Origin of the sequence: Streptomyces sp. NPDC052052 (assembly GCF_040680455.1) — a bacterium.
Taxonomy (GTDB): domain Bacteria; phylum Actinomycetota; class Actinomycetes; order Streptomycetales; family Streptomycetaceae; genus Streptomyces.
Genome location: NZ_JBFAWU010000014.1, coordinates 190,480 through 206,119, shown reverse-complemented (window position 1 = coordinate 206,119; position 15,640 = coordinate 190,480). Strand labels below are relative to the sequence as shown.

Genomic DNA, 15,640 nt, shown 5'->3' with positions numbered 1-15,640 from the left:
CCCACATACAGCTCGCCCGCGACCCCGACCGGCACCGGGTGCAGACCCGAATCCAGCACGTATACCCGCATGTTGGGCAGCGGACGACCGATCGGGAGCACGTCATGGGCCAGGTCGTCCGGCACGGGGAAGACGGTGGAGCCGACGGAGGCCTCGGTGGGTCCGTACTCGTTGACGAGGCGGGTCCGCGGGGCCAGTGCGCGCCAGCGCCGCGCCGTGTCCCGGGTGAACGCCTCCCCCGCCACGACCAGGACCGGCGCGAGGGCGGCGGCCTGCTCGGCGGTGAGCTGCCGGGCGAGTACGTCGAGGTGGCCGGGGGTCAGCTTGACGAAGCTGAACGGCCCTGCCGCGGCGAGGTGTTCGCCGAGGTCGGCCATGTCGACGTCCTGGCCGACCGTGTACACCGGCTGTCCGGTGACCAGCGGCGCCCACAGGTTGGGGACGACCAGGTCGAAGGCGACCGAGGAGAACAGGGGCGCGCCGCCCGTGCCCTGCGTGGCCAGCTCACGGGCCGCCCAGGCCACGTGGTTGGCCAGGCCCCGGTGCGGCACCTCGACGCCCTTGGGCGTGCCGGTCGAACCGGACGTGAAGATGACGTAGGCGAGCAGGTCCAGGTCGTCGCGGCGCTCCGGCGGCGTCGTCGGCAGCCCGGTCCGCTCCGGCAGCTCCGTCAGCGTGAGCACGGCCGCGGAGGCCTCGCGCATGGCGTCGACGCGGGCCGCCGGGTAGGACGGGTCGACGGGCACATAGGCGCCGCCCGCCTTCCACACCGCGAGCAGCGCGGTCAGCAGGTCGGGGCCGCGGTCCAGCTGCACCAGCACCCGGGACTCGGCCGTGACGCCGTTCTGGCGCAGGTGGTGCGCCACCTGGTTGGCGCGGGCGTCGAGTTCACCGAACGAGAGGGAGCCGGCCGTGTGCCGCACAGCCGGTGCGTGCGGGGTGCGGGCGGCCTGTGCCTCGAACCGCTGGAGGACGGAAGCGGTCTCGGCCGGGTGGTGCGTGGCGTTCCACTCGACGAGCTGCCGTGCGCGCTCGCCGTCGGGCAGGAAGGTGGCGCGGGCGTCGCCCTCGGGGTCGGCGGCCATGGCCTCCAGGACCTGGCGCAGCATCCCGGCGAGGCGGTCGGTGCCGGTGCGGCTGAGCGCGCGCGGCGACGCGGTGAGCACCAGGTGGCCCACCCGCGCGGAGACGCCGAGGGGGAACTCGGTGGGGCTGTCGTCGATGCTCGCCAGGTAGTCGACCTGCTCGCGGTCGACCTGGTCGAAGTCGTGGTAGCTGAACCGCATGTCGATCAGCCGCTCGCCGTCGGCGAGTTCCCGCTGGATGACGGGCATCGGGTAGGTGCGGTGCGGCCACAGTTCGACCTCGCGGGCGAACACGGACGCCACCAGCTCGCGCCAGGTGCCGGCCGCGGCGCGGTCGAAGGCGAACGGCAGCGTGTTGAGGTGCATGCCGTAGACGCGGTCGGCGCCCAGGATCTCCGGACGGGCGTTGCAGACCAGGCCCGCGAAGAAGCGGTCCTCCTCGGTGAGCATGCTGAGGGTCTTCAGGTGGGCTGCGTGCAGGACGCTCTTGAGGGAGGCTCCCGCCCGCGTGGCCAGGGACCGCAGGCGGTCCTCCAGGTCGTGGAAGGGCACGGGCACCCGGTAGGGGGCGCCGGTGTCGTCCGGGTCGCCGCGCCAGGGCGCGGGCACGGTCAGCCGGGCGTACCCGTCGACGACCGACTGCCAGTAGCCGCGCGACTCGGCGGAGTCCAGGGCGTCGAGCTCGGCGGCGACGAAGTCGGCGAACCGGACGGCCGGGCGCTCCGGTTCGGCGGTCGGTGCGCCGTCGAGCATGCGGTCGTACTCCTGGAGCACCTCCATGAGCAGCGAGTGGTGGCTCCAGCCGTCGAGGATGGCGTGGCACTCCGTGTTCGTGATCCACCAGCTGCCGTCACCGGCGATGTGTGCGAACAGCCGCAGCAGCGGCGGCGCGGCCAGGTCGAACAGCCGGGCCCGCTCCTGCACGGTGAACCTGCGCAGCGAGTCCAGGAGTTCGTCCTCGTCCAGGTGGGAGAGGTCACGGGAGCCGACGGCCATCTCGGCGCTCTCGTGGACCAGTTGGAGCGGCACCGCGTACGTGGTGAGGTCGAAGGAGGTGCGCAGTGCCTCGTGGCGGGCGACGACCCGCGCGGCGGCCTGCTCCAGCGCGTCCTGGCGGAACGGGCGTACGTCGCGGATCCGGAAGGAGGTGACGTTGTGGTACGGGTGCTTGCCGTCGTCGGTGAGCATCTCGACGACCATGCCGAGCTGCACCTGCGACAGCGGGTAGGCGTCGGTGAGGCCCTGCGGCAGCCGCTCGCGGTCCGCGTCGCCGAGCAGCGCGAACGGTTCCACCGTGCGGTCGGCGTCGGCCGGGGCGGGCCGGCCGGTGACCAGTTCGGCGAGGCGGGCGACCGTGCGGTGCTCGAAGACGTCCCGTACGGAGAGGTCGTAGCCGAGCGAGCGCAGCCGGCCCACCAGGGTGACCGCGCGGATGGAGTGACCGCCGACCTCGAAGAACCCGTCCTCGACACCGACCCGCTCCAGGCCGAGCACCTGCGCCCACACCTCGGCGATGCGCTCCTCGGCGACCGTGCGCGGGGCGACGAACGCGGCGGCGCCCAGCGCGTCCTGGCCGGGGGCGGGCAGGGCGCGCTTGTCGAGCTTGCCGTTGGTGGTCAGCGGCAGGGCGTCCAGGGCGACGAAGGCCGCCGGGACCATGTACTCGGGCAGCCGGGCCGCCAGATGGGAGCGGAGCTCGCCGGGTTCGGGGTCGCGCTGCCCGGCCGGGGTCACCCAGGCCACGAGGCGCCGGTCGCCGGGGGTGTCCTCGCGGACCAGGACGACGGCGTCGCGGACGGCCGGGTGGTCGGCCAGGGCCGTCTCGATCTCGCCGAGCTCGATGCGGAACCCGCGGATCTTGACCTGGTCGTCGATGCGGCCGAGGAACTCCAGGCTGCCGTCGGCGAGGCGGCGTGCCAGGTCGCCGCTCCGGTACAGGCGGGAGCCGGGCGGGCCGTAGGGGTCGGGGACGAACCGCTCGGCGGTCAGCCGCGGCCGGCGCAGATAGCCGCGGGCCACGCCGGGGCCGGCGACATGGATCTCGCCGGGCACCCCGATCGGGACCGGCTGTCCGTGCCCGTCGAGCAGCAGGACGCGCAGGTCCGCCAGCGGGTGGCCGACGGGGTTGCCGGACTGCGGGTCCAGGTCCGCCTCGGTGATGCGGTGGTAGGTGGTGTGGACGGTGGTCTCGGTGATCCCGTACATGTTGACCAGCGCGACCCGGTCGAGCCCGAACCGATCGGCGAACGGCCGTAGTTCGGACACCTCCAGCTTCTCGCCGGCGAAGACGACGGCGCGCAGCGACAGCTCGGCGTCGGTGTCCACCAGGGAGCGGAACGCGGTCGGCGTCTGGTTGAGGACGGTGACCTTCTCGCGCACCAGCAGGTCGAGGAAGTCCTCCGGCGAGCGCGTCACGGCGTGCGGGACGACGACGAGGCGCCCGCCGAACAGCAGCGCGCCCCACATCTCCCACACGGACACGTCGAAGGCGTAGCTGTGGAAGAGCGGCCACACGTCGGTGTCGGTGAAGGCGTAGTGCTCGTGGCCGCGGGCCAGCAGACGGGCGACGTTGGTGTGGGTGAGGGCGACGCCCTTGGGGCGGCCGGTCGAACCCGAGGTGTAGATCGTGTAGATCAGGTTCTCCGGGCTGCCGGGGACGCCGGGGTCGGTGTCGGGCTGCGCGGCCAGCAGTTCGGCGTCACGGTCCAGCAGGAGCAGGTCCACGTCGAACAGGGCGGCGTGGTCCGCCGTGGTGACGACGACCGGGGCCTGGGCGTCCTCGACGATGTACGCGATGCGGTCGGCCGGGTTGGCCGGGTCGAGCGGCAGATAGCCTGCGCCGGACTTGAGGATGCCGAGCAGCGCGGGAATCAGCTCGATGCCGCGTTCCAGGCCGAGGCCGACCAGCGTCTCGGGGCCCGCCCCCTTGGCGATGAGGGCGTGCGCGATGCGGTTGGCGCGGGCGTTGAGCTCCGCGTACGTCAGATGGGTGTCCTCGAAGGTGAGCGCGGTGTGGTGCGGGGTGCGCGCCACCTGCTCCTCGAACAGCTCGTGCACGCGCCGGGTGGCCGGCTGCGGCTGCCGGGGCGGGCCGAGCAGCAGGGCCCGCTCCTGCTCGTCGAGGATCTCCAGGGCGGACAGCGGCGCCGCCGGGTCGTCGGCGACCGCGCCGAGCAGCCGCAGCATCCGGCCGGTCATCCGCTGGACGGTCGTACGGTCGAACAGGGCGGTGGCGTACTCGAAGCGACCGCCGAGGGTGCCGTCGCCGCTCTCCGTGATCTGCAGGTCGAGGTCGAACTTGGCGACGCGGCCGCTGCCGCGGAACGGCTCCGCCGTGACGCCGGGCAGCTCGAAGGCCGCGCCCCGGTCGCCGTGCAGGGTGAGCGCGACCTGGAACAGCGGGGTGCGGGACAGGTCGCGTTCGGGCGCGAGGGCCTCGACGACCTGGGCGAAGGCGACGTCCTGGTGGTCGTAGGCCTCCAGGACGGTGGTGCGGGTGCGGGCGAGCAGGCCGGCGAAGGACGGGTCGCCGGACAGGTCGCCGCGCATCACCAGGGAGTTGATGCCGTAGCCGATGAGCTGCTGGAGCTCGGGCCGGCCGCGGCCGGACACCACGGTGCCGACCGCGATGTCGTCGCGTCCGGTGTGCCGGGCGAGGAGCGTCTGGTAGGCGGCCAGGAACAGCATGAACAGCGTGCTGTCGTGGGCGGCGGCCAGTTCGCGCAGCCGGTCCGCGACCGGTCCGGGGATCTCGAAGCCGACCGCGTCGCCCGCGCCGTCGCGCACCGCGGGACGCGGCCGGTCGGCGGGCAGGTCCAGCGGCGCCAGGTCCGCCAGGCGGCTCTCCCAGTAGCCGAGGTGCCGGTTGATCACCTCGTCGGTCATGGCCGCGCGCTGCCAGGCCGCGTAGTCGGCGTACTGGACGGTGAGCGGGGCCGGGCGCGTGCCGGTGTACAGCTCGCTCAGCTCCTGGCCGAAGACCTGGGTGGACCAGGCGTCGCAGGCGATGTGGTGGAAGACGACGGACAGCACGTGCTCGTCGTCGGCGAGCCGGATCAGGCGTCCGCGCACCGGCCAGTCGCGGGCGAGGTCGAAGGGGCGCGCCAGGTCCGCCTCGACCAGCGCGCGCGCCGCCGCGTCGTGCTCGGCGACGTCGTGGGTGAGCGGCAGCGGGCGCGGCGGGTCCACGATCTGCACGGGCTCGCCGTCGGTCGCCGCGCAGCGGGTGCGCAGGATCTCGTGCCGGTCGAGCACGCCCTGCCAGGCCCGGCCCAGCGCCTCGGTGTCCAGGGCGCCGCGCAGCCGCAGCACCAGCGGCACCAGGTACTCGGAGCTGTCGGGCTCCAGCCGGTTCAGGAACCACATCTGCTGCTGCCCGTACGACAGCGGCAGCGGCGCGGTGCGGTCGGCGCGGGATATCCCGGTGCGGCGCGGACCGCCGCCGCGGCCCGCGAGGCGGCGGCGCAGCAGTTCGGCGCGGAGCGCGTCGGCATCGGCGTCCGCGGGGGCGGACGGCGCGGGCCTCACGGAAGTCTCCATTTCCCCGGTGCTCATGCCTGGTGCTCCTTGTCCTGCGTTGCGTGGGTGGGGGCGGTCGCGAGCAGCTCGGTGTCGGAGAGCGCGGCGACCTCGGCCGTCACCCGGTCGGTGACCGTGGCCGCGAGCCGCTCGATCGTCGGCCCCTCGAAGACGGTGCGGACGGCGAAGTCGATGCCGAACTCCTGCTGGATCCGCGAGATCAGCCGGATCGCGAGGATCGAATTGCCGCCGATGTGGAAGAAGTTGTCGTGCACGGACGCCTGGACGCCGAGCAGATCGGTCCAGATCCCGGCGACGATCTCCTCGACGGGCCCGCGTGGCGCCACCCGCTCCGTGTCGTCGGCCGGCACCGGATCGGGCAGGGCCCGCCGGTCCACCTTGCCGTTGGCGTTGACCGGGATCGCGTCCAGCGCCGTGAACGTCGCCGGGATCATGTACTCGGGCAGCCGCTGCGCCAGGTGCGCGGCGAGGTCGGGCAGCGCGTCGCCGGGCGTGGCCGCGACCGCGTAGCAGGCCAGGGCGGGTTCGCCGCCGTCGGGGCGGTGGACGACGACCACGGCCTCGCGGATCGCGGGGTGGTCCTCGACCGCGGTGCGGATCTCGCCGAGCTCGACGCGGTAGCCGCGGATCTTGACCTGGTCGTCGAGGCGGCCGAGGAACGCGACGCTGCCGTCCGGCAGACGCCGCACGAGGTCGCCGGTGCGGTACATGCGGGCACCGGGCCCGTTGGCGTACGGGTCGGGCACGAACCGCTCGGCGGTCAGCTCCGGGCGACGGGCGTAGCCGCGGGCCACGCCCACGCCGCCGACGTACAGCTCGCCGGCGACACCGACCGGGACGGGGTTCAGCGCCGGGTCGAGGACGTGCATCGTCATGCCGGGCAGCGGGCGGCCGATCGGGAGCACGTCGGGCACCGGCCCGGCGCCCTCCTGCGGCACCGGGTGGATGGAGGTGCCGACGGACGCCTCGGTCGGGCCGTACTCGTTGACGAGCTGCATGTCGGGGGCGAGTTCGCGCCAGCGCTCCAGCACACCGCGGGTGAAGGGCTCGCCCGCGACCACGGCGAGGGGGGTGAGCGATCCCGCCTGGGCGGGTGTCAACTGGTGCGCCAGGATGTCGAGATGCCCGGGAGTCAGCTTGAGGAAGCTGAACGGCGCGGCGTCGGACAGCCGTTTGCCCAGCTCCGACATGTCGGTGTCCTGAGGCAGCAGGAACAGCCGCTGGCCGGCGGCCAGGGGCGCCCACAGGTTGGGGACGACGAGGTCGAAGGCGACCGACGAGAAGAGCGCGGCACCGCCGTAGTCGCGCCCGGCCAGATCCCGCACGGCCCAGGCCACATGGTTGGCCAGGCCCCGGTGGGTGACCTCGACGCCCTTGGGCACGCCCGTCGAACCGGAGGTGAAGATCACGTACGCGAGCTGGGCGAGGTCCCTGGTGCGGGCGGGAGCCGCAGCGGGACGGGCCGCGATGTCCGCGGCGTCCGTGTCCAGGCGCAGCACGCGCAGTCCGGGGTCGGTGAAGCGCGGTGCGTACGCGGAGGAGGTGACCACCGTGCGGACGCCCGCGGCCCGGCACATCGCCGCGATGCGCTCCGCCGGGTAGGACGGGTCGACCGGCACGTAGGCGCCGCTCGCCTTCCACACCGCGAGCAGCGCGGTGACCAGTTCGGGGCCGCGGTCCAGGAGCACGGCGACCCGGGACTCCGCGCCCACGCACCGGGTGCGCAGGTGCTGCGCCAGCCGGTTGGCGGCGGTGTCCAGCTCCTCGTAGGAGACGGTCCGGGGACCGAAGGTCAGGGCGGTGGCGGCGGGCGCGGTGCGGGCCTGCTCCTCGACGCGGTCGAGGACGGTGCGGTCGTCGGTCTGCCATGCGGTGTCGTTCCAGCCGGTGACCAGCTGCCGGTGCTCCTCGCCGGTGAGCAGGCCGATCTCGCCCAGCGGGGTGTCCGGGGCGTCGGCGACCCGCTCCAGGAGGGTCAGGAAGTGGCCGGCCATGCGCTCGACGGTGGCCCGCTCGAACAGGGTGGCGGCGTACTCCAGGACCCCGTCCAGGGCGCCTTCGGGGGTCTGCCGCATGAACAGCGACAGGTCGGTCTTGGCGACCTGCCACGCCTCGGTGAAGGCCGCCAGGTCGGCGTCGTGGGTGGCGACGCTGGTCACGCCCTCGCTGTGCAGGTCGAAGGCGACCTGGTAGAGCGGGGTGCGGGACAGGTCGCGCTCGGGCTGGAGCTCGTCGACGAGCCGCTCGAAGGGCAGCTCCTGGTGGACGAGGGCGGCGCGGGCGGCGTCCCGGACCCGCCCGAGGGCCTCGGCGAAGCCCAGGTCGGGGGTGAGGCCACAGCGCACGACGAGGGAGTTGAGGAAGAAGCCGACCATGTTCTCGGTCTCGGGCCGGGTGCGGCCCGCGACGGGCGTGCCGACCGGCACGTCCCACCGGCCGCTGTAGCGGGCGACCAGCGTCGCGTACGCCGTCAGCAGCGTCATGAACGGTGTCGCACCGTGCTCGCGGCCGAGCGCGGCCAGCGCGGCGGCGGTCTCCTGCGGCACCCGGAACGGCACGACGGCGCCGCGCGGGTCGCGGACCGCGGGCCGGGGCCGGTCGGTGGGCAGCTCCACGGGCTCGATGCCGTCGAGGGCGGCCCGCCAGTGCGCGAGCTCCCGCTCGACGAAGGTGTCGTCGAGCCGGGTGTGCTGCCAGGTTCCGTAGTCCGCGTACTGCAGCTCCAGCGGCGGCAGTCGATGCGCGCGGCCGTCGAGCCGCGCGGCGCACAGCTCGCGCAGTTCGCGCTCCAGGAGCACCGTCGACCAGCCGTCGCACGTGATGTGATGCAGCGTCAGCAACAGCAGGTGGTCCTCGCCCGGCAGCCGGACGAGCAGTCCCCGCCACAGCGGCCCGACGGCCAGGTCGAAGCCGCGCGCGAACTGCTCGCCGAACAGGGCGGGCACCGTCTCGCGCCCGGCGTCCTCGACGCGCAGTTCGGCCCGGGCCGTCCCGGGCGCGTCGATCACCTGGCGGACCTCGCCGCCCTCGGCGACATAGCGGGTGCGCAGCGGCTCGTGCCGGGCCGCCAGTGTCTCCAGGGCGTCGGCCACGGCCTGCGGGGAAAGCGCGGCGGGCAGCCGCAGGAACAGCGGGGCCACCCACTCGGGGCTGCCGGGGTGCATCCGGTCCAGGAACCACAGGCGGCGCTGCCCGGAGGAGAGCGGCAGCGCGCCGGTGCGCGGGACGGGCCGCACGCCCGGGTCCGCGGCGGCGCCCGGCGCGGTGGTGGACAGCAGTGCGGCCTGGGCCTCGACCGTGGTGGCCGCGAACAGGCCGCGCAGCGAGATCTTCTCGCCGGACGCGGCGCGCAACCGGGCGGCGAGCCGGGTCAGTTGGAGCGAGGTGCCGCCCAGGGCGAAGAAGTCGTCGAGGGCGCCCACCCGTTCCTGGCCGAGGAGTTCGGCCCATACGCCGGCGACGAGTTCCTCGGCGGCGTCGCGCGGCGCCACGAACTCGGCCTGCGCGGCGGCGATCTCGTCGGCGGTGGGCAGAGCGGCCCGGTCCACCTTGCCGTTGGGCAGCAGCGGGAACGCGTCGAGCACATGGATGACGGACGGAAGGTGGCTGTCCGGCAGCCGCTGGGCGAGGTGGGCCCGCACCTCGGCCGTGTCGACGGCAGGGCCGGCGCAGGTCAGATGGGCGACGAGCCGCTTGCCGCCGCCCTCGGCCGCGTACGGCACGACGGCGGCTCCGGTCACCGCGGGGTGTGCGACCAGCGCGGCCTCGATCTCGGCGGGCTCGATGCGCACACCGTTGACCTTGACCTGGTCGTCGAGGCGGCCCAGGTACTCCAGGGTGCGGTCGGCGCGCCAGCGGACCTGGTCGCCGGTGCGGTACAGGCGGGCGCCGGGCTCGGTGGCGTACGGGTCGGGCACGAACCGCTCGGCGGTCAGGTCGGGGCGTGCGACGTAGCCGCGGGCCACGCCCACTCCGCCGACGTACAGCTCGCCGGGGACACCGACCGGGACGGGCGCGCCGGAGGCGTCCAGGACCAGGGCCTTCAGGCCGGGCAGCGGGCGGCCGATCGGCACCGGGCCGCTGGTGAGCGTGGGGTCGACCGGGTGGGCGGTGGCGTCGATGGAGCACTCGGTGGGGCCATAGGTGTTCCACACCTCGAGCCGGTCGCCGGCCTTCGCGCGCAGCCGCGCGACGAGGTCGGCGTGCAGGGCCTCGCCCGCCGAGAACAGCAGCCGCAGCGCACCGCAGCCGCTCCAGTCGCCCTCCTCCACCAGCAGGCGCAGCACGGAGGGCACCACCTGCAGCACCGTGACATCCTCGGCGGCGACGGCACGCAGCAGTGCGGCCGGGTCGCGTTCGGCGCCATGGGGAGCGAGCACCACGGTGGCACCGGCGACGAGCGGGGCGAAGATCTCCCAGCCTGCCGCGTCGAAGCCGATGGTGGTCTTGTGCAGCACCCGGTCCCCGGCGCCCAGTGTGTGCCGCTCGACGCTCCAGCCGATCCGGTTGGCGATTCCGGCGTGGGTGACGGCGACGGCCTTGGGCATGCCGGTCGAGCCGGAGGTGAAGACCGCGTAGGCGACGCCGGCCGGGTCGGCGGCGGGCAGCGGGGCCGCGTCGGGGGCCGGCTGCGGCGCGTCGGCGAGGTCGACGCGGCGGGCGCCCGCCTGTGTCACCGCCTCGTCCAGGTCCGCGCCGGCGAGCACGAGGTCCGCGCCGCAGCGGCGGATCAGGCCGGTCAGCCGGGACTGCGGCTGGGCCGGGTCGAGCGGCACATAGCCCGCTCCGGCCCGCCACACGCCGAGCAGGGCGACCACCAGGTCGGCGCTCCTGGGCAGGCACACCCCGACCAGGGTCTCGGGCCCCGCACCCAGGTCCCCGAGGAAGTGGGCCACGCGAGCGGACGCGCGGTCCAGCTCCTCGTACGTCATCGTGCCCCCGCCGTCGGCAACGGCGACGGACCCGGGCGTACGGAACGCCTGCTTGGCGAAGCGTTCCGGAAGCAGTTCGGCGTTCACGGCAACTCCTGTCGAAGACCTGGGTGGAGTGGAGGGGCGGCGCGGCTCAGGCCGCGGAGGACTCGTGCATGCGGCGGCGCAGGCTCAGCGGGCGCATGTCGGTCCACACCTCGGTGATCCTGGCGAGGCACTCCTCGCGGGAGCCCTCGGTGCCCTCGGCCTGCCAGCCGGCGGGCAGGTCCCGCCCGACGGGCCACAGCGAGTACTGCTCCTCGTCGTTGAACACCACGCGCTGGCGGGGGCCTTCGGTCTGCTCGGCGGTCATGACTGCTCCTTCGGGCATGCGGAATGGACGAGATGAAGGGGGTGAAGAGGTGAAGAGGTGGAACGGGGCGAACCGGCCGGGCCGGTTCAGGCGGGCAGGAAGTCGTCGACGCGGACCCCGAGGCCGCGGCGCTCGGCCTCCTCGCGCACGTACTCGGCGAGCGCGATGTCGAGGACGCCCAGGCCGAACGGCGAGTAGACGACGGGCCGCCCGTCGGCGGCGGGCAGCGTGGCGGTGCCGCGCAGCAGCGCACCGATCTCCGCGGCCACGAAGTCGCGGTTCCCGGAAGCCTGTTGGGCCAGGTCGAGGGAGGTGCGCTCACGGCAGACGTGGTCGGTGTCGTCGACGACGTTGACGGCGCCGAGGATCGTCTCGGCCGTGAGGTCCCGCAGCGACACATGCAGCACGGTGGTGTCCGGGCCGCAGGCGGCGAGATCCAGGTGCGGGGCGGCGGCGGTGGTGGCCAGCGAGACCAGCCGGTGCGCGCCGAGTGCGGCGGGCAGGTCGGTGACGGGCTGGGCCTTCACCGTGGGGACGGCCTCGTGGCAGCGGGCGGCGAACTCCTCGGCGCGCGTCGGGTCGGTGTCGTAGAGGGCGGCGTCGGTGAGTCCGGGGAGCGCTGCGGCGAGGAAGCGCAGCACCTCCAGGTTGATGACACCGCAGCCGATCAGCAGCACGGAGGCGGGTGGCCGTTCGGCGGTGAGCTCGACGGCGGCCAGCGCGGCGCTCGCCGCGGTCCGCTTGGCGGAGACGACGGCGCCCTCGACGAGGGCGACCGGGCGGCCGTGGTCGAGGGAGTTCAGGACGATGGCGGCGCTGGCCCGCTCGGTCCCCGCCGCCACATTGCCGGGGAAGGAGGCGATCCACTTCATCCCGGCGGCCGGCCGCTCGCCGCCCCGGTAGGCCGGCAGCCCGATGATCCGGTCGCGGGCGTGCCCTTCCTCGGGGAAGCGCAGGAACGTCGAGTGCGGCAGGGACGTGTGCCCGGCGTCGTGCAGCCGGTACGTGTCGGCGACGAGGTCGATGATCTCCGCCTCCCGGCCGGACAGCACGTCCGCCACATCGGTGCGTCGGAGGATCAGCATGGGGTTCCCTCTCTGCGGGGCCGGAGCTCTTCGGGAGGCCGGGGCCTCCGGGTGCTGACAAGAGCGTGGACCCGGGCGCTATATGCGCCCTATACGACCCGAACACCCGGAGCCCGCACGGGAATTCAGCCGCCCCGGACGGCCTCCACGTCGTAGAGGACGGTGTCCGCGAGCAGCGGGTCCTGGCTCACCCGGACGGTGAAGCCGTGCCGCGTCAGCAGGCCCCGTACGGCGTCGAGGCGGCCGTCCTCGTCGTGCACCTCGGCGACGACGGCACCGACGAGCGGCCAGTGCTCGTCGGCGACGCCGCGCAGCACCTCGAGCTCGGCGCGCTCCACGTCCACCTTCAGCAGGTCGACGCGGTCCACGGCGTGCCGGCGCAGCAGCTGTGAGGCGGTGACGGCGGGCACGGTGAACTCGACGCCCGTGTGCAGCCCGTCGACCAGTTCGGTGGCGTCCTCGGGGTCGACACCGCTGTTGCGCAGGAAGGCGAGCGTGATCGCGTCGTCGGCGGCCGGGTCGGCGTGCAGCCCGGAGTTGCCGGGCGCCTCGGGGTAGTAGGTGAAGGTCAGCCGGCCCGGCCGGTCGGCGACGGCGACGCACTCGGTGTGCCAGCCGGGGGCGGCGTGCTCGGCGAGGTTGCGTTCGAGGCAGGCGTGGAGCGCCGGGGCCGGTTCGGCGGCCAGCACCCGCACGCCGGGGCGGACCCGCGAGCAGTACACCGACATCAGGCCGATGTTGGCGCCGATGTCGACGACGGTGTCGCCGGGCCGCAGCCGCTGTGCCGCCCGGTGGTAGGCGCCCGGCGGCACCATCTCGCGCCACATCGCCACGGCCGCCGGGCCGTTGGTGCACCACACCGCGGGCCCGTCGGGCAGCTGCCTGCGCAGCGGGGCATCGGTGCTCACGCCGCCTCCGTTCCGAGGGCGAGCAGGAAGTCCAGGTCGTCCTGGGCGGCGAGAGCGACATCGGCGACCGGTGTGTGCGGGGCGTCGAGGGAGACGTCGAGCAGCCGCTGCCAGGTCGCGGCGAACCGGTCGAGGGTGGCGGCGTCGAAGAGAGCGGTGTCGTAGCGGAGCACCGCCTTGAAGCCTCGGGAGTCCTGCAGCACTTCGACGGTCAGGTCGAGCTGTCCCTCCTGCTGCGGTACGTCGCACAGCTCGGCCCGCAGTCCGCCGAGCCGCACCGGTCCCTCGTACAGGCCGGGGACGGGCAGCCGGTCGGCGGCGACCAGGGTGCAGGAGATGCGGAACAGCGGGCCCCTGGCCGCGGAGCCGCCGAGCAGTTCGACGGGGTAGCGGGCGTGGGCCAGGCCGCGGCGCAGCTGGTCCTGCGCGGCCTCGACCGTCGCGAGCAGCGGGGTGTGCGGGGTGAACCGGGCCGCCATCGGCAGGGCGTTGACGTAGTAGCCGACGGCCTGCCGGGTCTCGGGGGTGAAGCGGGTGGTGGCCGGGCAGCCGATGAGGAAGTCGTCGCCGCAGCCGGAGCGGTGCAGGGCGGCCTGGAAGGTGCCGAGCAGCCAGGCGAACGGGGTGAGCCCGCGCTCGGCGGCCGCCGAGCGCAGCCGCTGTCCGGTCTGCGGGTCCCAGACGAGTTCGTGGGTGGCGCCGTCCAGCAGGCGGTGCGGCGGGCGCGGCCGGTCGGTGGGCAGTTCGGCGGCGGGCAGGCCGTCGCAGATGCCGCGCCAGTGTGCCGCGGCCCGCGCGCCGCGGGCACCGGCCACGAAGTCCCGTTCCGCGCGCACCTGTCGGTCCCAGTCGGCCGGCTCGGCGGGCGGCGGCGCGTCCTGGCCGGTCCGGGCGCCGTACTCGGCGAACAGGTCGCGGACCAGCAGCCATTGTGAGGTGGCGTCGCTGACGATGTGGTGGGTGGCCGTGACGAGCACGGCGTCGGCGGGACCGCGGCGCAGCAGGACCGCGCGGAAGGCGCCCTGCGACGCAGGCCGGAACGGCTCCTCGCCGGCGCCGGTCGCGAGCCGGAACAGCTCGGCCTCGGCGACGCCGGGCACCTCGCGTACGTCGAGGCGGACCGAGGCGGGCGGCACGGTGGTGCGCACCGGTCCCTCGTCGGTCGCGGCGAACCGTGAGCGCAGCAGTTCATGACGGGCGGCGACGGCGGTCAGCGCGTCCTGCAGTACGTCCGTGTCGACGGGGTCGCGCAGCCGTACGGCGAGGACCACGTTGAAGGCGGAGCTGTCCGGGGCGAGCTGGTGGGCCAGCCAGAGCGCTTCCTGCCCGGCCGAGACGAGGCCGGCGCCCGGGTGGCTCCGGGTGGCCGGAGGTTCGGCCATGACGTATCAGTCCTTCCACAGGTGGGACACGTCACCGAAGTGTTCGCGCACCCAGCTGTCCGAGTAGATGGTGTCGAGATAGCGGTCGCCGCCGTCCGGGAACATGAGCACGCAGTTCGAGCCGTCGGGGACGTGGTGCCGGAACTTCCAGAGCGCGGCCACGGCCGCCCCCGAGGAACCGCCCGCGAGCACTGCCTCCCGCCCGATGAGCCGCCGGCAGGCGACGACGCACTCCAGGTCGGAGATGTGCACCACCTCGTCGGCGTAGGCGGGTACGGCCAGCGGCGGGACGATGGAGGCGCCGTGTCCGGGGATGAGCCGCTGGGTGGACTCCAGGCCGAAGATGGCGCTGCCCAGCGCGTCCACGGCGACGACCTTGGTGTCCAGGCCGCGCGCGGTGATGTGGTCGCGGCAGCCACGCAGCGTGCCGAAGGTGCTGACCGGGCAGAACAGGTAGTCGACCTTGCCGTCGAGGCTCTGCTCGATCTCCCGCATCGTCGTCTCGTGCGCCTTGGGGTTGAGCAGGCTGGCGTACTGGTTGGGCCAGTACGCGGCCGGGGTGCGGGCCAGGATCTCCCGTACCCGGCGCAGCCGAACCGGCAGGAACTCGCCGGTCAGTTCGTCGCGTTCGGTGACCACCTCGACCTCGGCACGGTAGGCCCGCAGGATGGCCAGGTTCTGCTCGGTGGTCTTGCCGTCCACCACGCAGACGAAGCGCAGCCCGAAGTAGCGGCAGATCTGGGCGAGGCCGACGGCGAGATTGCCGGAGCTGGACTCGACGATCACCGACCGGCCGGGCTGCACCTCGCCGCTGCGGATGGCGGCCATCAGCATGCCGAGGGCCGACCGGTCCTTGATGCTGCCGCCGGGGTTGAAGCGTTCGATCTTGCCGAAGACACGGGAGCCGAACTCGGGCAGCAGCCGGGTGAACTCGACGAGCGGGGTGTTGCCCACGGTCGACAGGATTCCGGGGAACGATTTCTCGGGCATGGTGGGGCCCTCCAGGGTGTACGGCCAGGGCGTGTTTCGAAAGTGGCGTCGTCTGCCCGCAGGGCAGGCCGAGCAGGCGGGACTTTCGAAACGCTCCCTAGAGCGCCAGCTCGGCCGCGAGATGTGCGGTGATCGCGTCGATGGTCGGGTGGTCCCAGGCCAGGGTGGGCTCCACCACCAGGCCGAAGCGGTCCTCGACGTCGCCGCACAGGGTCAGGGCGTACACCGAGTCGAGTCCCATCTCGGCGAGTGCGGCGCCCTCGTCGATGTCGGACGGGTTGCACTCGAGGTAGTAGGCGACCCGGTCGACCAGCCAGGCCCGGACGACCTGCGGTGAACGGACCAGGTCGGCTGCGGTTTCGGTCATG

Annotated in this window: 8 protein-coding genes; all 8 read right to left on the bottom strand. The window is 73.9% G+C overall.

What is annotated here, in order from left to right:
- Positions 1-5,639 (bottom strand): amino acid adenylation domain-containing protein (locus AB0L71_RS19075; protein WP_365243994.1); only part of this gene is annotated, 5,639 nt, incomplete at its 3' end.
- The gene (locus tag AB0L71_RS19070) at positions 5,636-10,642 is read right to left on the bottom strand and encodes an amino acid adenylation domain-containing protein (protein ID WP_365243993.1); all 5,007 of its coding nucleotides are present in this window, start codon (positions 10,640-10,642) and stop codon (positions 5,636-5,638) included. The genes AB0L71_RS19075 and AB0L71_RS19070, both read right to left, overlap by 4 nt.
- Before the next feature lie 46 nt (positions 10,643-10,688).
- Positions 10,689-10,907, bottom strand: a complete 219-nt coding sequence (locus AB0L71_RS19065) for an MbtH family NRPS accessory protein (protein ID WP_365243991.1) — start codon at positions 10,905-10,907, stop codon at positions 10,689-10,691.
- An 86-nt stretch (positions 10,908-10,993) separates the two neighbouring features.
- Positions 10,994-11,992: a 2,3-diaminopropionate biosynthesis protein SbnB gene (gene sbnB, locus AB0L71_RS19060; RefSeq protein WP_365243990.1), complete on the bottom strand. Its 999-nt coding sequence runs from the start codon at positions 11,990-11,992 to the stop codon at positions 10,994-10,996.
- A gap of 125 nt (positions 11,993-12,117) precedes the next feature.
- A complete protein-coding gene (locus AB0L71_RS19055; RefSeq protein ID WP_365243988.1) occupies positions 12,118-12,900 on the bottom strand; it encodes an FkbM family methyltransferase in 783 nt (260 codons plus the stop codon).
- Entirely contained in the window at positions 12,897-14,282 is a 1,386-nt protein-coding gene (locus AB0L71_RS19050; RefSeq protein ID WP_365243986.1) for a condensation domain-containing protein, read from the bottom strand. The genes AB0L71_RS19055 and AB0L71_RS19050 overlap by 4 nt, the downstream gene beginning before the upstream one ends.
- Before the next feature lie 6 nt (positions 14,283-14,288).
- Positions 14,289-15,272, bottom strand: coding sequence for a 2,3-diaminopropionate biosynthesis protein SbnA (gene sbnA / locus AB0L71_RS19045; RefSeq protein ID WP_365243984.1), 984 nt, complete (start codon positions 15,270-15,272; stop codon positions 14,289-14,291).
- Positions 15,273-15,369: 97 nt separating this feature from the next.
- On the bottom strand, positions 15,370-15,639 hold the full coding sequence (locus tag AB0L71_RS19040) for an acyl carrier protein (protein ID WP_365243982.1): 270 nt from the start codon (positions 15,637-15,639) through the stop codon (positions 15,370-15,372).
- Position 15,640 lies beyond the last annotated feature (1 nt).

Coding starts and splice junctions, on each gene's coding strand:
- AB0L71_RS19065 (WP_365243991.1), bottom strand. CDS start 10,907: ATGACCGCCGAGCAGACCGAAGGCCCCCGCCAGCGCGTGGTGTTCAAC.
- sbnB (WP_365243990.1), bottom strand. CDS start 11,992: ATGCTGATCCTCCGACGCACCGATGTGGCGGACGTGCTGTCCGGCCGG.
- AB0L71_RS19050 (WP_365243986.1), bottom strand. CDS start 14,282: ATGGCCGAACCTCCGGCCACCCGGAGCCACCCGGGCGCCGGCCTCGTC.
- sbnA (WP_365243984.1), bottom strand. CDS start 15,272: ATGCCCGAGAAATCGTTCCCCGGAATCCTGTCGACCGTGGGCAACACC.
- AB0L71_RS19040 (WP_365243982.1), bottom strand. CDS start 15,639: ATGACCGAAACCGCAGCCGACCTGGTCCGTTCACCGCAGGTCGTCCGG.